This window comes from Natronobiforma cellulositropha (assembly GCF_025629245.1).
GTDB classification, from domain to species: Archaea; Halobacteriota; Halobacteria; order Halobacteriales; family Natrialbaceae; genus Natronobiforma; species Natronobiforma cellulositropha.
This window is the reverse complement of the sequence record NZ_JANZXN010000012.1, coordinates 1-18,099: the sequence shown is the minus strand read 5'-3', so window position 1 is coordinate 18,099 and position 18,099 is coordinate 1. Positions and strand designations below refer to the sequence as shown.

Here is an 18,099-nt window from a genome sequence, read left to right as displayed (position 1 = left end):
GACTGGTTTGCTGGAACAGCAGTCATCTCAGCATGATTGCGGTCAGACTCGACGCAATTTCGGCGTGATCGCCATCTCAGCCAGCCACTAAGCTAGAACGGATGGGTATTCACCGCACGCGACCACATCAACGTCGACATCAAGTAGTGATGTCCGCTCCTTGTCGATTTTGATTGCCTTATTACCGGGGGTAACAGCTGAACGGCCAAACTTGATCCTGAGTGCCGTCAGCACATCATCGTAGAAATCACGGTGGTCATAATTGGCGTCATCGTGGTCTTCGTTGTATCGTTCCTCCTCTTCCTCACTGAGCTCCTCAAGATCAGAGCGCCATGCAGACGTGATTTTCGCGACGACGTCTACGTCGCTCGATCCCCGTGTGTGAGTTGTGTTCGCATATGAGCCCTGTAAATAGACTTCGTAATCTTCGTCCGCTTGTTCGAGAGGAGAGCGTTCGCTCATCAGGGCACGGCGAGTCTTATCCCGTGCATCAGCCGATCCCTTGTCAGCTCCGGTACCATGCCAGTCGTTAAATTTGCTTTCAGGAATCGGCATTTTAGCAGTTGCCCATTAAACTCGATAGGTACGGTGTAGTCACGACTCGACTGCGGATGGTGGCATCCACGTGGTGTATAATGTCGTCTGGAATCATCTGTATTCTATCTCCAGGTGGATTCTAATGGGAGACAAGGATTGGTACAGATGCTTGATAGTTAAATACTCGCGAAACAGAGTGAAAGAGATAACACGCTCATTGAATCCTCTCGACACGGTTTTCTCCATAATAAGTAGAATGCATACCACCTTCGCGATTCCAGACGAGATTTTTGGGAGAACCATATCGCAATATAAGGTTTATTCGTATGGCGCATTTTATCGCCAAATCTATCGTGGGTTCAGCAGACTCGACAGGTCTGCCCAACCCACAAACTAATAAGGATTCCAACTAAAACGCTGAACAGCCCGAATATGCCACTCTCAGAATCGCCATACTGGACTGCGACCTGGCTTCTCGCCGAATTCCGCACCAACCCACTCTCGGACGGTCGAATCCTCGAGAGAGCGATACGATGAGTCGGTCGAATGCCGAGCAGGTGAACGAAATCGACGCTGAGCGGGTGCCATCATTTGACGGTGTCCGATGGACCTCGTCTACGCTCGAGGACTTCACGGACCTGTACTGGGATCGAATCGCCCCGTGTCTCGAGGTGGAGGGTATCGACCCGGAGAGCGAGAAACCGACCCACCAGTGGTTTCGCGACCACGGCGCACGGCCGTTCCTCGCAGCCCTCCGTCGCCACCACGGCCGCTCGTTTGGGGAGTTCTGGCACGAGGACCTCGGGCTCGGTGACGGTGACGACGGCTACTCCTGGGCAACAGCAGACGAAGAAACGACCGCTGCCCTCGAGCAGTTCCTCGACCGACGGAGATCACGGTACAGTCTGGCGTCGTCGTCGGTCGAGACGCTCCGAACGCGACTTAACCTCTACGTCCGTGCCTATACGGAGGCGAACGGGACGGACGATCTTCTCACACCGATTCAGCGGGACCGAGAGAATCCTGCCTACGAAGCTGTTGACGCAGTCTATGCAGCGTTCGACTGGTTGAACGAGGGTGCCGAACACGAGTACAGTGGCCAGACGCTCCAGCGTGTGCGGCGCGTCGTCGACGCGTGGTATCAGCATCTGGTCGGCCGGCGGGTCGCCTCGATGAACCCCGCCAGCGGTCTCTACGACGAGTTCAAGTGGGACGTCGAAGATTCCCCGACACCGTCCCTTTCGGCGGCTCATATTCGGACGCTGATGCAGGCATCGGGGACGACGCGAGAACGGCTGCTCGTAGTGGCATTGGCCGGCTGGGGACTTCGGGCGAGTGAGGTCGCCACACTCCATATCTCGCAGTTCCAGCGTGACGTTCCCGAAGACGACGTTCCCGTCATCACGTTCGCGAATCGCAAGAACGGACCCGGTGAAGTATCTCTCCTGTACGGAATGGACGTGCTCGACGCCCGAATCGACGAGCTAGCCGAAGCCGAGACGTGGACTGGATACCTGTTCCCCTCCTCACAGGGAGAAACGCCGTACGTGACCCGAGATACAATCCGTAACTGGTTCCAGACGCTCGCATCGAGAGCCGGTCTCCCCGAGGAGATCGAGGGTGAGCGCCCGAGTCCGCAGCTCTGTCGTCGGTTCTGGTACGACACCTATACGGCAGTCCTCGAGGGTGTCCTCGAGGGCGTCGACGAAATTGCCGCAGAACAGGGGAGTAGCGATCCCCGGGTGGTGATGCAAAATTACCTGTCTGACTCGCGTTCTCGTCGAGTCCGACGGGAGTTCATGCGAGACCAGCTGCACACGGCCTTCGGCGAGACTCACCGAGCTGGAAACGAGACGCAACCAGATGGACGAGTGGATCGAAGAGCAGGGTGAACGGCGCAACGAACTCGAAACACGCCCTCGACAGTACCGGACATCCGCACGCACTTGGACAGCGCCGGTGTCGGTCGGATTCACGCCCGCCCTAAAGGGCGGAATTCTCTCCTCGCAGAAAGATAGTGAGACCGAACTACCGCAGCCGGCGGCGTGTCGCGAGAACCCCGATGGTTGCCAGTGAGAGGAGCGCAACCAGGATCCCAAATCCGGGGATGCTGTCGTCGTCGCTTCCGTCGTCACCGATCTCCTGTTCGGTTTCTTCCCCTTCGTCGGCATCACTGTCGCCGCCGACGAGGGTAGTCGCGGTGTCCGTTACGCCGTCGACTGCCACGGTGAGCGTTACTTCGCCCGGGTCGAGTTCCGCAGCGGGAACTGCCACATCGATCGTCGTCGACTCGCCCCCGTCGAGCGTGACCGTGTGGTCTTCGACGCGGTCGCCGTCGAGACGGATCTCGACAGCCTTCGTGCCGGGTTCGTCGCCGACGTTCTCGATCGTCACACTCCCGGCCAGCGGTTCGCTACTGTCGACTTCAGCCGGGACGTCGAGTGCGACCACTGCGAACGTCGCCGGATCCGCCGCGTCTGCGGGGGCGATCTGTACCGTCTCGGCAACTGAGTCGCCGCCGACTGCCACGCTCACGGTCACGTCACCGGGGACGAGGTCCGTCGCCGGGATCTCGAAGTCGACACTCGTCGACTTACCCCCGCCGAGCGTGACCTCGTGGTCCTCGACGCGGTCGCCGTCGAGGAGAATCTCGACGGTTTCTCCGCCGGTTTCGTCGCCGACGTTCTCGACTGTCACGCTCCCGGCCAGCGGTGCGTCCTCGTCGATCTCGGCCGGAACGTCCAGGGCGATCACGGCGAACGACGCCGGTTCGTCCGGAATGGACGGCGGAGTTTGGGGTGGTCCGCCGCCGCCGCCGTTCGTTTCCTCGTCGGCGTCCTCTTCGATGGTAACGGTGGCGACCGCAACGTCGTCCCCGCTCTGGACGGTAATCTCCCCCGTTCCGATGTCGCCGTCTCCGGTCTTCCACCCCAGCGTGACCGTCTCGTTCGCACCACCCTCGACCTCGACGTCCGCGTCGGCGACCACGTCGCCGTCGAAATTACGCAGTTCGACCGTCCCGGTCGCGGACGCGTCGCCCTCGTTCTCGAGCGTCGCAGTGACAGCAAGCGTCTCTCCCACCGTGACCGGCGAGTCGACCTCGTCGATCGTCACGGTGAACGAGACCTCTCCGCTCACCTCGAGCGGCTCCTCGTAGCGCTCCTCGAGCGCCACGCCAGCGTACGATTCGATCAGTTCGCTGACGACGACCTCGTACTCGCCGGCGTCGAGCGGTTCGTCCGGTTCGATGCGGACCGTCTGCGTCAGCGTCTCCTCCTCGTCGTCGGTGTGTGGGTTGGCGACTGTCTCGGGGAAGACGACGGTCGCGTCGACCGTCTCGGACTCCTCGCCGGTCGTCCGGACGAACACCGTGTTCTCGTTCACCCGCTCGGTGTCGAGGTGACGAGTGAACGCGAGGGTGATCGCACTGCCGTCGGCCGATGCGTCGACCGACTCGAGTTCCGACGGCTCGTGTGACATCATCGGCACGTTGACGTCGAAGTGCGGCGGTGGCACCTCGATCTCGCCGTAGTAGTCCTCGCTGAAGGTGGTTTCGTAGCCCTCCTTCTCGTAGACGACACGCCAGTCTCCCGGCGGGACGTCCCAGCCGTAGTTGCCGCCAGCGTCGGTCGTCTGGGGATTGGTCTCGCCCCACCAGTCGGCGTCCCACTCGATCCAGCGCTCCTCGTCCTCCTCCCACTTGAGGACCGTGGCGGTCACACCCTGGATGGGTTCGTCCTCCACGACCTCGTAGACGAAGCCGCTGGGGTCGATCTTCCAGCCGGGATCGGCGATCGGCGAGGACCCCCTCGGCGGCCCGTCGTCCCGATTGTCGCGGTCGTCGTCGTCGGGATCTGGGTCCGGCGGTAATTCGTCTTCCTCGCAGTCTTCCATCGCGTCCTCCCTCGCCTTGGCCAGTTCGTCGTCGACGCTGTCGTAGGCCTGTTGTTTCTGGTGGTCGACGGCCAGGGTGGTCGCTGTCCCGACAGCCGTCAGCGCGGCGGCAGCAGGGAGACCGATTCCCGACGGTGCCAGCACGCCCGCCGTGGCGAAGGCCACCGACGTACCGACGCCCGCCACCGACATCATCGTCGCGTCGTCGATGGCGTTCTGGAGGTCCTGGGGCATGGGACCCGCACAGTCCGGCCAGTTGTCCTCGAGGTCGCTGAGGTCGCCCACGTCCTCGCCGGCGTCCCAGACGTCCTTGCCGGCGGAGATGATGTCGAGCGGGCCGCCCGCCCGGAGGAGCACCCGGTTCGTACTCCGGACCCAGTTGCCGCCACTCTCCGAGGTGGTGCGCAGGGCCGTCTGCCACTCGGGTTCGGCCAGATCGTTGGACAGGCGTTCGAACTCGGCCGACTGGATGGCGTTCATCTCGGCCTCGACGTCGCCGGCGGTCACGGTCTGGGTGGGCCCGCCGTCGCTCTCGACGCCGTGGGGGTTGACCGCCTCGACGGCGAACTCGTACTCCTGGCCGGGCGCCAGCCCCGTCACGTTCGCCTCGAACGAGTCACCAAACACCTCACCGATTCGCGTCTTCTCCTCGCCGTCGATCCGGTAGAGTCGGTACTCCTCGACCCAGAGCGAGTCCTGGGCGGGAGTCCAGGCGAGGGTGGCGCTGGTGCCGTCCGCCGAGACGTTCGCGACCTCGAGACTCGCCTCGGTGTTCCACTCCGGAGCCACGTCTGGGGCGGGATCGGCGTCTTCGAACTCCGAGAGCGGGATCTCGCCGGAGACCGTCACCACCAGCTTGTCCGACGACGGCTGGTGGACGTTCACGTACGCGTGCGAGTAGATCGAATCGGTTCCGGACGACGGGCTGCTGGTGCTGCCCGAACTCGAGGAGGTTCCGATGAACCCGGTGTAGCTGGATGCACCCGGATCGTAGAGCGGTTGGTGGCCCGTAGAGAGCTCCATCTCGATATGTCCCTCGATGTCTCCACCGAGGTGGACGTCGTCGCTGAGCGACCAGGACGGCCCGGGCGCTCCGGAGTCGTTGCCCGTCGTCATGAGTCCCTCGAGGTAGTTCTCCGATGCTGCACCACTCCCGTCGGTAGTCTCCACGGTCCCCACGCCAGCTATCTCAGCAGTCTCCACACTCTCATCGTCGGTCGTTTCGGCAGTTTCTACGTCGGCGGTCTCCGCACTCTCACCGTCGCCGTCCACTGGCGCCGAGTCGCCGATCAGGACGTGATCGTCCAGTTCCCAGTCTTCGTCCTGGGGATCGATGGGTTCGGCGATCAGCTGCCGGGCGTCGTCGCCGACCGACACGTGCCGGACGTGTTCCGGCGGTGTCGGAGTGTCGGTCTCGTAGCCGACGTATATCTTGCCCGCGCGCCAGGTGGCACTCCGGTCGGTCTCCATTCTGGCGACCCAGATGTCGCCGACCTGTTCGGCTTCAGCGTAACCGCCCGCAGGACCGTCGATGTACACCTCGACGTCGCTCACGCGGTCGGGATCGCTGAACTCGAGTTCGAACATGAAGGGGAGTCCAGCCAGCATGGTCCGCGGGAACTCGGCGACGCCGCCTTCGGTCGAGAAGGTGATCGGATCCGCGGTCGCTGGCAGGAATCGGTCGATGTTTGCCGTCGCGATGGGCGGGAGGTTCTCTACGTCCTCCTCGTCGTCGCCCTGCCACATCGTGACCTGCTGGAGGTGTGGCTCCTCGGGATCGTAGAGGACGAGGTATCCCGGCGAACTCGCTCGTTCGTCCCCGTCGCTGACGTCTGCGGTCAGTCGATACCAGTGGGGGGCCTCGGTCTCCGGCAGCGACACGTCCATCGACCAGCGTCCGTTGGGCGCGACGGTGGTCTCTCCTACGGCCTGGCCGTCGGCGGAGACTCGCAGGCTGCTCTCGCCGGGGGCGCGCCCGCGCAGCGTCAGTTCCCGGTCCTGTACCGTCTCCGGGACGTCGATCGTGATACTGCCGACGTCCAGTTCGACGGTCCCCAGCCACTCCTCGTGGCGTTCGCCCTCGTCGTCGAACGCGACGGTCGCCGTCAGCTCGTCGTCCCGTGGGTCGACGATCTCGCCGGTCTCGACCTGGAACCGCACGTCCCCGTGTTCGCCCTCCCCGACGTCTCCGAGCGCCACCGTCACCACGTCCCCGGCGACGCTCACGTTGACTGACTCCCCGTCGAGGAGTGTGGACCCCTCGACGAGCGTCAGGTGCGCGGGGAGCGTCACGTTCAGTCGGGCATCCGTGACGTTGCCGCTCCCGGTGTTGTCGTACGTCGCGCGAACGGTACTGTAACTGCCCTCCGTCACCTCGCTCGGGTCGGCGGTGATCGTGTTCCCGTCCTGGAACCCGAAGCGGCCACCGGGCTGTACCTCGATAGCACCGAGGTCGACGGTGGTCGAGCCGTTCTCGAGCGTGAACGTCTCCGACGCGAAGTGGTCGACGCCGTCGTGGCTGACGGTGACGCGGAGATCGTACGTGCCGGGCTCTGGCAGGTTCACGGCGACGGTCGGCCCACTGACCGTCTGCCGGACGACTCGACTCCCGTCCTCGTCGTAGACGGTGAGTCGTCCGCGATCGCGCCAGGAATCCGGTTCCCAGGCGATGTCGCCGGGCAGACGGAGCTGTCCTGACGCCACGGTTACGGTCTCGTCGACGGGGTACTCGAAGTCGGGACTGATGTGCGTCTCCTCGCCGAGTTCGACGGTGTGTGTCAGCTCACCTAGTCCCATCTGCCATGGGCTGATCGACAGCTCGACCGTCTCGCCGCTCGGGAGCCACGCTTCGACGGGATAGCCGCCCCAGCTTCGGGACGCCCGCAGAGTCGAGACGTTCTCTCCCTCGACGGTGAATTGGAGGTGGTCTGCTTCGGCGCCGCCGATCGACGAGATCGTTTGCAGCTGGCCGGTGGCGGTCTGGTAGCTGATCGTACCGACCGAGAATTCGTAGCGACGCTCCTCCCACGCCTCGAGGTCGAGCGTCGCGGTCTCGTTCGACGCGAGATCCAGCCCCTCCAGTGCGTGCTCGTCCGTCGTCGTCCGTACGACTGTGCTGTCGAGACGGGTTGCGGAGACGGTCACGTTCGGTGAGAAGACGTCGAGTTCGTACGCGCCATCCTCGTCGGTCGTGTCCGCGACGGTGTACGACTGTCCGTCGTACCCCGTGGCCACGACCGTCGCGTTCCCGACCGGCTCGTCGTCGTCGGCCACGACCCCGGAGATCGTCGCCGACTGCGCTTCCGGAAGCTGGATCGTGTACGTATGCTCCCCCGGTTCCACGTCGACTGATCGTTCGCCACTGGCCTGACCGGGAGCCAGCGAGTCGGCGACGAGCCGGAGCTCCTGGACGTTTGCGTGGCGGATCGAAGCGTCCGACGAGAAGAGGTGGACCGGACTGGATTCGTCGGCCGTTGCCGAGCCTAACCACCTGGACCCGTCGTACGCGCGCACCCGGACGTCTCCCACGGGATCGCCGGAGTGGGTAACGACGTTCACACTGATCTCCGTCGGTCCCTCGTAGACCAGCTCGACCGGCTCGCCGTCGATCGGGTTCTCCAGTCCCGCCCTGACGGAGACGTTGTCCGTGCTCGCCCAGGATCGGCTGCCGGCTCGCACTCGGACCTCGTAGTTCTGGTCCGGATCGTCGAGCGCGTCGGCGTCCACACCAACGAGTTCGTCGAACGTGTAGTGGCGCTCGCCGTCGAACGCTTCGGTCTCGCCGTGGCCGATCCCGTCACTCCAGACCTCGATTCGTGTGTTCGTGGGAATGTCGTCGACGCTAGATGCGTTCGTCGACGAGACCGAGACGACGAGTGAACCGGCGACTGCCACGTCCAGATCTGTCTCCGACGTGGTCGCCATGGACTCGCCGTCGGTCAGATTCGCCCTCAGTGCCGTGACGGCGGCGGTCCCCTCGGGGACCGTGAAGCTGTCGCTGTGGTAGACGCCCGGATCAGATTCGTTCAGCACCACGCGCTCCGTCGCGTTCCGAGGGGCGGACCGAAGGGTGCCATCCTCGTCGTACCAGGTGGTGTGATCGACGTCGACCGTCACCGTCCGGCCGTGCTCGCCGACCACCGTCAACGCGAGTTCTCCACCGAGTTCGACGTGTCCGAGTTGCGTTCGATCGGCGGCGGCCCAGACGAAGGTGTCGATTCGGAGCGCTGGTGTCGTGATGGTGGCCGTCGTGGTGTGATCGATCTGGCTACCGTCGGCGTCGACACCGAGCACCCGATACTCGTACGTCGTGTTCCCGAAGAGACCCGTATCGCTCGCCGTGGTCGTCTCCCTGTCCTCGATCGTCGCCCGGTCTACCCACTCGCTACCGGGTTCTCGGTGCTGGACGAGGTATCCCTCGAGACCCGACGCTTCCGTGGCAGCTTCCCACTCGAGGTCGACGAGGTTACCCTCGACGGCCGTCTGCAACGTGACCAGAGCCGTTTCGTCGAGGGTCGTCTCCTCGGCGGACAACGGCGAACTCTCCTGGCCGGTCGCGTCCACCGCGTGTACCTCGAACGTGTAGGTCGTGTCGGGCTCGAGACCGTCGACGAGCACGCTGGTCTCCGTACCCGAGACGATCAGGGGATCCACCAGTCCGTCGCCGGTGACGACGTACGAGTCGACGCCGAGTTCGTGGACCGCCGGGTCCCAGCGAAGCTCGATGGTGCCCTGTCCGACGGGCGTGGTCTCGAGGTCCGTGCCGGGCTGCCAGCTCGGTGGATCGACGTCCGCGACGGCGTCGAACCGGGTGAGCTCGGTTCTGAACGCTTTGCCGAACCGGTGGTCCTCGCTGATGCCGTCGGCCAGGTTTTGTGAACGAGACACGTACAGGAGCGTCGGCGTGGTCGTATCCGCAAATCGGAACGCTCCCAGGTGATCCAGACTGTCCAGGTGTTCATCGCTAGCCGGCTCGCCCGACGAGTTCACGTCCGCCCGCATCGTGTACTCGGTAACCAGATCGTGGACGTACAGGTGGCTGTCGGCGGCGCCGTCGCGTGGAACGGCGATCGACGAAGCCGATTCGAAGGCGACGAACCGACCGTCCGGACTGATCGACAGCCCGCCCCACTCGACGGTGTAGCCGGCCCACGTATGCGTCTCGATCGCGACGTGTTCGGTGACGCCGGTCTCCTCGCTCCAGACGAAGAGCTGGTAGGTACCGTCGGCCCCCAGCGCCTCGCTGGTGGAGATGAACGCGATCCGCCCACCGTCCTCGCTGATCACGGGGTCCCTCGCGTTGTCGCTGCCGATGTCGGGGGCGGGGATCTCTTCACCTGCCGCGGTGACGCTGACGCGTTCGATCTCGCCGGTTTCGACCGCGTACCGGTAGACGTCCGACTGCTCGTTCGTCACGTCTTCGACGAGGTTCGTCGCGGCGGTGCTGAAGGTGACGTACTCGCCGTCACGACTAATGGACGGGTAACGAACGTGGCCGTCGGCTGGCTCGGAATCGAGTCCCCTCGAGACCAGCGTGGTGAGACCGGTGGCCCGGTCGTAGAGGTAGACTTGTCGCCCGTCGTCGCCGTCGACGTCGTGGTGTACGTTGTCGGCGCTCGTCGTGAACACCACGCGTTCGCCGTCACGACTCACGTCGAAATCGGTGCCGATGGACGAGTCGGCCATCTCCCCGCCGACACCCCGGGTGAGCAGGTGAGTCGTGTCCATAATCCGGTCACGGAGGTACAGCTGGTAGTCAGCCCTGTTGCCCGGCACGGCGGCCTCGTCGAGGTTCTCCGCCCGGGACCGGAAGACGACGACGGACCCGTCGTCGTTCACTCTGGGGTTCCGGCTGATCCCGTCGGCAGCGACGTCCGTTCCCGTCCCATCGGGGCGACTGACGAGCTCGAGATCGCCGTCGCCCGTCCGCAGGTAGACCTGCCACCTGTTGGCCTCGTCGGGGAGGTCGAACAGCTCGCCCCGGGAACCGAATACCACCGTCTCCCCGTCGGCCGTCACGTCGACGCCGCGAACGTTACCGTCGATCGGTTCGCCGTCGACGCGGTCGAGGTGGACGGTCTCGATCCCGTCGCCCGCCGCCAGGGTCGTCGCCTCGAGCGAGATCGTCACCTCGTTCCAGTGTTCGTCCCAGAACACGAGTTCGTACTCGTAGGTCGTCTCCGGCTCCAGTCCATCGTCGAAGAACCGGTTGGTATCCAGATCGCCCCGTCCCTGGTAGGTACCCTCCCGGTACACTTCGACGTCGTCGAGCTCGCCGCCGACCAGATCGTCCGACCAGTGGAGGATCATCCCGGCGTCGTACGGCGTGGTTCCAACGGAGGACGGTGCCGTCAGTTCGGGCATCGTCTGGTTCGTCCGCGGGCCACCTTCCGAGAGGATGCCCAGCTCGTTCATCGCCTCGACGCGCAGCTCGTGTTCTTCGCCCTGCTCCAGGCGCGTCAGTCGGATCTCGGTCGTCTCGCTCGAGGTCGTCGCGTACAGTTCGTCGTCGACGTACACGTAGTAAAACTTCGCCGCGTCCAGGTCGTCCCAGGTCAGCGTGAGTTCGCCAGCCAGAACGTCACTGGTCTCGACTCCATCGTGGCCGTCCCACGCGGGCGGGTCGAGTACGGACTCGTTCCCGAGGGTGGTGACGTAGGCGTTGTTGCTCCCGTCTTCGAGGGGGGCGAGGTTCGGGACGTTGACACCGAACGGATAGACGTAGAACGCGACCCTCGTGCCGTCGTCGCTGATCGAGAGATCGTCGGGCGTCGGGGAACCGGTGTAAGAGAACTCCCACGGGTCGCCCGAGTTGTTGTAGCCGAAGTCGCTCGCGACGCCCTTCTCGGTGTCGACGCGATAACTGCCGAAGGCAACGTACCGGCCGTCCGGCGTGATCGCTGGCGCTCGAGTGGACGAGATCGGCTCTCCATCGTTGTCGACGCCGACGAGTTCGATCGTCTCGTTGCCCCTGTCGTATCGGTACTTTCCAGTCGCGTCGACCGAGGCGCCCTCGATCAGGTTCGTGGCGCGGGAGGTGAAGGCGACGAACTCGCCACCTTCGGACACCGCGGGGTCCGTGCTCCGGCCGTCGGGAGCGGTACCGTCGTTCGGTCCGCTCACCCACTCGACCTCCTCAGTCTCGAGGTCGTAGAGGTAGACCTCGATCTGGTCGCCGGGGTGGCCGTCGGGGAGGGTGACGAGGTCGGGGTTGTCGGAGTGGAAGGCGACGTACCGCCCGTCCGGGCTGATGGCGGGCTCGAGACCGTCTACACCGAATCCCATCTCGCCCGTCTCCGCCGGGACGAGGTGCATATTCTCCTCCTCGCGGTCGTAGACGTAGACGTTGGTCTCGGTGACGTCCTCGTCGACGAGGTCCGTGGCATCTGATTCGAAGGCGACGTACCGGCCGTCCCCACTGACGCTCGGGTGAACGCTGGTGCCGTCACCCGCGGTCACGTCCCCGGACTCGTCTTCGAATCCGCTCACGAGCGCCGTCGTCCCCGCGTCGACGTCGTGGACGTAGACCTGCCCGCTCGAGGTGAAGGCGACGACGCTCCCATCGCCGTTGATCGCCGGATGCTCGAAGGGCGAGCCGAACGGCAACGCGTCGTCGTCGGGTTCGACGCCGCTAATCACGTCGTACGTTCCCGTCTGCACGTCGTGGCGATAGAGCTGTCCGGAGGCGTACACCACGTACCGTCCGTCGCCGCTCAGGTCGACCTCGTCGGGATTCCGCATCGGCACCCCGTCCTCGTTGACGCTCGCGATCGCCGTCGCGCCGACGAGACCTGTCACGGCGGTGGTGGACGCCGGTTCGGAGACCTCGCCGTCGACCTCGCGCACGATCTCGTACTCGTACGGGGTTTCGGCCTCGAGAGCCGCGTCCTCGTACGCGAACGTGGACGCGGGCGTGGTCCCGGTCTCGGCGTCGACCGTCCCCACGACCGCCCCGTTACGATAGACGCGGTACTCACCCGTCGCCGGTCCGTACCACGACACCGTGACGGTGGTCTGGAAGGGGTCTGCGGCCGGGTACGTCGGCCCCGCTACGGCGCTCGTGGTGAACTCCACGGTCGGCCCGTCGTTGCTCTCCAGTCCGAACTCGTCGCGGGCCTCGACCGTGATCTCGTAGGTGGTGTTCGCCTGGAGTCCGTCGATCTCGTGGACGAGATCACCGACGGCGGTGGTCTCGAGTGCGGATCCGTCCTCGTCGTAGACCACCAGCTCCTCGAAGTACTCGAACGGGATCGGATAGCCGTCGACCTCGAGTGTGGCGGTGGACTCGGTAGTGTCGGTCACGGCGGCACTGGCGCGCTCGTCCCACTCGGAGGGCTGGGGATCGGCGGTGCTGCCGGTCGTGACGAGCGGGCTGGACTGCTCGGGACCGAGCTGGGCGATGAGTTCGAACTCGTACTCGGTCTCCGGATCGAGAAGCTCGCCCGTCTGGTACGTGAACACGCCGTCTTCGACGGTCAACGCCCCGTCGTACGCGGCGAACGATCCGTCCTCGCCCCGGTACAGCGTCGGCGTGCCGACAGGCGTCCCCTCGCCCGTCTCGGTCGGAATGAGGTAGTAGTGGCTCACTTCACCGGCGGGCTCGGCTGCGTCCCACGTCAGCGTCGCCGTCCGGTCGGAGGTGTCGACGACCTCGAACGACGCTCCGTCGGGCCAGCCGAACGCATCGAACGACGTCGTCTCGAAGGAGAGCTCGGGACCGTCGCCGGTCACGTACGGCTCGTCGCCGTCGTCGATCAGCGCCTGTACGGTCACGTCGTACTCGGTCTCCGGCTCGAAGTTTCCGAGTGTGAACTCGAGACCGTCTCGTTCGTGCGGGACCAGCTCGCCCCAGCCCCCGTCGTCCTCGAGTTCGAGGACGGCGAACTGGTCGACGTTCTCGGGCACCCCGTCGAGTTCGAGTACCGCCTGCGTAATGCCCACCTCCGTGACGGTTGCGTCGATTCCGTCCCAGTCGTCCCCGATATCTGTCGTGAACGACACGTTCGGGCCGTCGTCACTGTAACCACTCTCGTCGCGTGCCTGCACGGTCACGTCGTAGGACTGTCCAGGAATCAGGTTCGGAAGCGTAAACTCGAGACCGTCTCGTTCGTGTGGTACCACCTCACCCCAGCCCCCGTCGTCCTCGAGTTCGAAGACGCTGAAGTCAGCGGCATCGTCGGGCACCTCGTCGACCTCGATGACCGCGTACGTGGTCCCAACCGCTGAAACGTTCGCACCGACGCCACCCCACTCGGGACCGTCACCTGGCTCGACCACTTCTTGGCCACTCACACGATGTGCCTCTTCGACGAAGACGCTTCCCGTACCGGAAACCCCCATCGCCACCAGCAAGAAACACGCCAGAAGCAAAAGAAGGGCCGATGTCACTCGAATCTTCGGTACAGATATACCCGTTTCCCCTACCATATGTCTCCGAGTATATTATACTTAGAAATACATTGGGTGAGATAATCGTAATCTATGAGGTTACTTCGAAGTAATGGAAAAATGGGGTCGAATACTCGGTGACGGCGGTCGGTCCCTCGTGTGTAACGCCACCTGCGCTCTCTACGTCGGCTGGCACGTGTTCTCTCCCGTCGCCTATGGCGTGAAGGTGATCAATAACTACAGCTGTCTGTTTGGCACATCCGTCACGTGTCACTGGTACACCTCTCTGTGATAGATATCTGTACCGTCAGCCTGTTATATACGACTGTTACGTATGTCTGTCGTATACTTCTGTAATGACTCACTGTCACATCAACCTGTGGTACACTTCTGTGGCGACGTCCTGTACTATCTCTCTGTGACATACAACTGTAGCGTATGTCTGTAACGTATGTCTGTAACGTATGTCTGTCACATCTGTATGTACTGTTTATCTGCACCGTCTATCTGTACCGCTTATCTGTAGCACATGTCTGTAGTACTGGTCGTGATTTGGCTTTCCGTCTCGCTGGAAAATCCATACATACACCCGACGCAAGCGTCACAGATAGCTATAACAGGCCACTGTTACAGATGGCTGTAACAGATGCCTGTGGCTGGAATCTGGCACGTATGTCTGACACAGATTTAAGTCACAGCAGGCAGATTCTCACCTCGTATGATCACAGTCGTCGTCTACTCAGAATCCGGTGGCACGTTCAAAACCACCACGACAGCCAACCTGGCCGTCGCCTGGGCGCGAATGGGTCTCGACGTCTGCGTTATCGATCTCGACCCCCAGGAGGGGAACCTCACCAGCCTGTTCGACGTCGGCGAACACCGGAGCGACCCCGACGCCGACAATCTGGTCAAACACATCCTGGAGATGCCGGATGGGCCGTTCGAGGACCTGATCGAGACCTCCGACGAAGGCGTCGACGTCGTTCCGAGCCACGACATGCTCGGCGACTTCACCTCGAACCTCGAGCAGAAGATCGCCTACGAGACGGGGATGAAGAACATGAGCAAAGAGGAGTATCCGCGATACGAACTCCTCCACGACCTCCTCTGGCAGAACCAGCAGTTACACGAGCAGTACGACGCCGTTCTCATCGACCCGAACGCTCGAGCGGAGGACTTACTCTACAACGCGATGTACGCGCTCCGGACGCTCGTCGCGCCCGTGAAACCAGCTGGAAAAGGGAACCTCAGTCTCGAGGGACTCGAGGAACTCGTCCGGAACATGAGTTCGGAACTCGACATCCAGATCGGTCTCTCCTGTGTCGTCCCCTCGGGTGTCGGCCAGACCAACGCCCACCAGCAGTATTACAAGCAGTTCGAGGCGACCGACGCGTTCGATACGCCGGTCGCGATTGCCGACCGCGAGAGCCTGATGGATACGATGTGGGAGGCTCGAGGCTCGGCGTTCAAAGTCATCGAGGAGCGCTGGAAGACGTTCGAACAGGACGGTGAGATGGTGAGCGAACCCGGCCACCGCCGGATCCGAGACCGCGAACTCGAGACGGTCTGTGACCTCTACGAACTCGCGACGTTCGTCGCGACCGAAACCTTCGGGGTCGACGTCGATCCGGAACTCGTCCTCGAGATCGATGACCACGACACCAGACGCTTCGACGTCTCGCGTGACTCCGAAGCCGAGGTGACGGCCCGATGACCAGCTTCAAATCGGGATCCGGGAACCTCGACTTCGGTGGCTCTGGCGACCGGAGCCGCGACGAGGGCGAGGACGCGACGGACTCGAGTGCAGCGGCCGAAGCGGACTCGAGTTCGTCCACTGAAGCGGGCTCGAGCACGCCAGCGCAGTCCCAGGAGACTCCGTCACCGTCGGCCGGAGCCGAGCAAGTTACCGAAGCCCCGAACGAGAGCCCCGACACCGCCGGCGAGACCCCGGCCTATCCGTACTTCGTCCGGCGGAACAACGTCACCGACGAACGCGACCACCGGATCGAAGTTCACCTACGACGTGAGATTAGCAGCCAGGAGTCCTCGTTCAGGAACGCCCTCGCCGACCAGCTCGATACGGACGAGATTTCGAAGACGGACGCTCGAGAGTTCGCACTCATGTACGCGTTCCAGAACCCTGCGGGTGTCGCCGAACTCATGCGCGAGGACGGGTTCGGGATCCTGGATCGATAAACCATATTTGGCGATACGCTCTCCGACTTCACTGGGATCACGAGTTTCGCGGAGCCTAGCAGGGATGGCAACCCCGTTTCGAGGGGAAGTACCTCGAGCGCACGTGGGCACAAACCGGTGGCCAGATCTGTGTGCTTTCCGAGGGTGGGTCTCACTGGTAGTCGGTCCAGGTCTGGTACTCGAGTGTGAGGCCCACAAAGTGGTGAGAACGGGCACTCGATTATTCAATTACAAACACCTAATACAGCCGACTCATAACGGGATGGTAATTACCGATGTCTGCACAGCTGGGGTGGTGCACGTGAGTTTCCACCGAGACCAACGCGCCCGGTCGAACGACGATGGTGAGCGAGGCGAGCGTGTGAGACGCGCTCGAGCGCAACAACTGACACCGCAGGGAACGCGTCCACACCAGCACCTCCCTGGTGTGACACCACCCTCGCAGGCCCACGCCGCGGAACTCGACGACCTCGTCGGCCGGTATGGCTACCCGCAGGTCACAGACTGGGCCGAGCGTGGCGAACTCAAACCTGGCTGTAACACCCCGACCGGGGAGCAGGTCCGCGTCGCTCGAGCGCGCAGCGCTACGGCAGGTGTCGACCTCGACACCGAGAGTGCGATGCGCTCTGTCGAGGCGCAAGCGGAGAGCGAACTCGCGGGTGAAACCGGGACGCCCGACGTGGTTCGGCGGGTAATTTCTCAGCCGGGACGGCCGCTCGAGGGCCCCGTCCGCGAGGAGATGGAACAACGGATGGGGGACTCGTTTTCTGACGTACAGCTACACACTGGTCCGGAGGCCGCGAAAGCCGCGAGTACGCTCGAGGCGCGGGCGTTCACCACCGGGAACCACGTGGTGTTCAACCGCGGCGAGTACAATCCCGAGAGTCCGGAGGGGAAGTACTTGCTCGCACACGAGTTGGCGCACGTCCGCCAGCAAACTGGCGGTGCCATTAGTATGCTCCCTCAGGAGGGGAGTTCGCTGGTGATCGATCCCGACCCCGAACTCGAGCGTGAGGCTGATGATGTGGCGAGGAAGGCACTCGAGGAAGAACCGGTTCCGGTCGCTCGCCTTCCGTCGGGTGTCGAGGTTCACGTCCAGCGGTTCCAGGGGTCGAGTGGAGTCCACTCGAGCGGCGGGACGCTCCCGGTCCATCAGGATGCGAAGCAGAAGTATCTCACTGGCGCGGGAGGGGCACACGAGGAACGCCAGCCTGCGACGCCGTCGGTCACGCTCGAGGAGGTCAAAGCCGAGTACGGACTCGACGACCACCAGTTGGCGACGATGTACGAAGACCACTTCGGGCAGGAACTCACACCTGAGAGCGAGTACAGCGTCTCCGATTCAGTAGAGGCGGTTGCCCTCAACCTGACGAAGGCGGCGATCGCCGACGTCGTCCCGGGGATGACGTTCGCATATGCCGCCCATGCGGGGTACGAGACGTGGGCTGATGGAACGAACAGCAGCGCGAAAGAACGGATCGAACAGCTCATTGCGTCGGCTATCGACCACGCCCGCACTGGTGAAGGCGAATCACAGCGAGATGAACTGGAGTGAGTGTCATGGATGCAAAGATCACCGGACAAAACGACGAGCGAGTTGGGATGTATGTATACGATAATGCAGGCGTGGAACACTGGATCGAAATGGGATTCAGTGGTGAAATAAAATACCACGAACAAGAAGGATACGACGACGACCCAATGGCTCGCACCCCCGAGGAGAACGAACACGTCAACCAGGCCCGGCGCTACGCCAGATACCACGTCTACCGTGAACGCGGCTACGGCACCCTCGAGCGGGTCGACAATCCCGATTGTATTCTGGCGGCGATGATCGCGCTCGGTCAGCTCTCCCCGACGGCATTCGAAACGCACTTCCGTGCGCTCTTCGACCGCCTCCGACGCCACGCCGATGGCTCGAGAGTCGACCTGCCGTTTGCAGGTGCAGACCCCGACGGAATCGTCGTCTACCGCACTGACCTCTACCTCGAGCCAGATCCGGTCGGTCTCCAGGAGACGATCAGGGACGCTCTCTCGGCGTACGGCGTGGAATCGGGTGCGACCGTCGACGGAGAGGCGCTGGCC

At 63.4% G+C, this 18,099-nt stretch carries 7 protein-coding genes; 5 read left to right on the top strand and 2 right to left on the bottom strand.

The genetic code is table 11. The features are described from left to right. Positions 1-87: 87 nt before the first annotated feature. Positions 88-555: a nucleotidyltransferase domain-containing protein gene (locus tag N0B15_RS05280; RefSeq protein WP_263018465.1), complete on the bottom strand. Its 468-nt coding sequence runs from the start codon at positions 553-555 to the stop codon at positions 88-90. A 515-nt stretch (positions 556-1,070) separates the two neighbouring features. Here N0B15_RS05280 and N0B15_RS05275 point away from each other — a divergent pair. After that, positions 1,071-2,429 (top strand): tyrosine-type recombinase/integrase, encoded by a 1,359-nt coding sequence (locus N0B15_RS05275; RefSeq protein WP_263018464.1) that lies wholly within the window; start codon positions 1,071-1,073, stop codon positions 2,427-2,429. Positions 2,430-2,565: 136 nt separating this feature from the next. Here N0B15_RS05275 and N0B15_RS05270 read toward each other — a convergent pair whose 3' ends face one another. Then, the gene (locus N0B15_RS05270) at positions 2,566-13,722 is read right to left on the bottom strand and encodes a fibronectin type III domain-containing protein (RefSeq protein ID WP_263018463.1); all 11,157 of its coding nucleotides are present in this window, start codon (positions 13,720-13,722) and stop codon (positions 2,566-2,568) included. 814 nt (positions 13,723-14,536) lie between these two features. On the opposite strand from N0B15_RS05270, the gene N0B15_RS05265 reads away from it, so the two are divergent. The 4 genes from N0B15_RS05265 to N0B15_RS05250 all read left to right on the top strand — a co-directional run. Continuing rightward, entirely contained in the window at positions 14,537-15,532 is a 996-nt protein-coding gene (locus N0B15_RS05265) for a ParA family protein (RefSeq protein WP_263018462.1), read from the top strand. Then, the gene (locus tag N0B15_RS05260; RefSeq protein WP_263018461.1) at positions 15,529-16,014 is read left to right on the top strand and encodes a DUF7970 domain-containing protein; all 486 of its coding nucleotides are present in this window, start codon (positions 15,529-15,531) and stop codon (positions 16,012-16,014) included. The genes N0B15_RS05265 and N0B15_RS05260 overlap by 4 nt, the downstream gene beginning before the upstream one ends. Before the next feature lie 301 nt (positions 16,015-16,315). Further along, positions 16,316-17,569: an eCIS core domain-containing protein gene (locus N0B15_RS05255; protein WP_263018460.1), complete on the top strand. Its 1,254-nt coding sequence runs from the start codon at positions 16,316-16,318 to the stop codon at positions 17,567-17,569. Between the two features lie 5 nt (positions 17,570-17,574). After that, positions 17,575-18,099: DUF7958 family protein (locus tag N0B15_RS05250; protein WP_484549510.1), on the top strand; the 525-nt coding region annotated here is incomplete at its 3' end.

Bases quoted from the DNA above. Each gene is read 5' to 3' on its own strand.
- N0B15_RS05280 (WP_263018465.1), bottom strand. From the start codon at position 555: ATGCCGATTCCTGAAAGCAAATTTAACGACTGGCATGGTACCGGAGCT.
- N0B15_RS05275 (WP_263018464.1), top strand. From the start codon at position 1,071: ATGAGTCGGTCGAATGCCGAGCAGGTGAACGAAATCGACGCTGAGCGG.
- N0B15_RS05265 (WP_263018462.1), top strand. From the start codon at position 14,537: ATGATCACAGTCGTCGTCTACTCAGAATCCGGTGGCACGTTCAAAACC.
- N0B15_RS05260 (WP_263018461.1), top strand. From the start codon at position 15,529: ATGACCAGCTTCAAATCGGGATCCGGGAACCTCGACTTCGGTGGCTCT.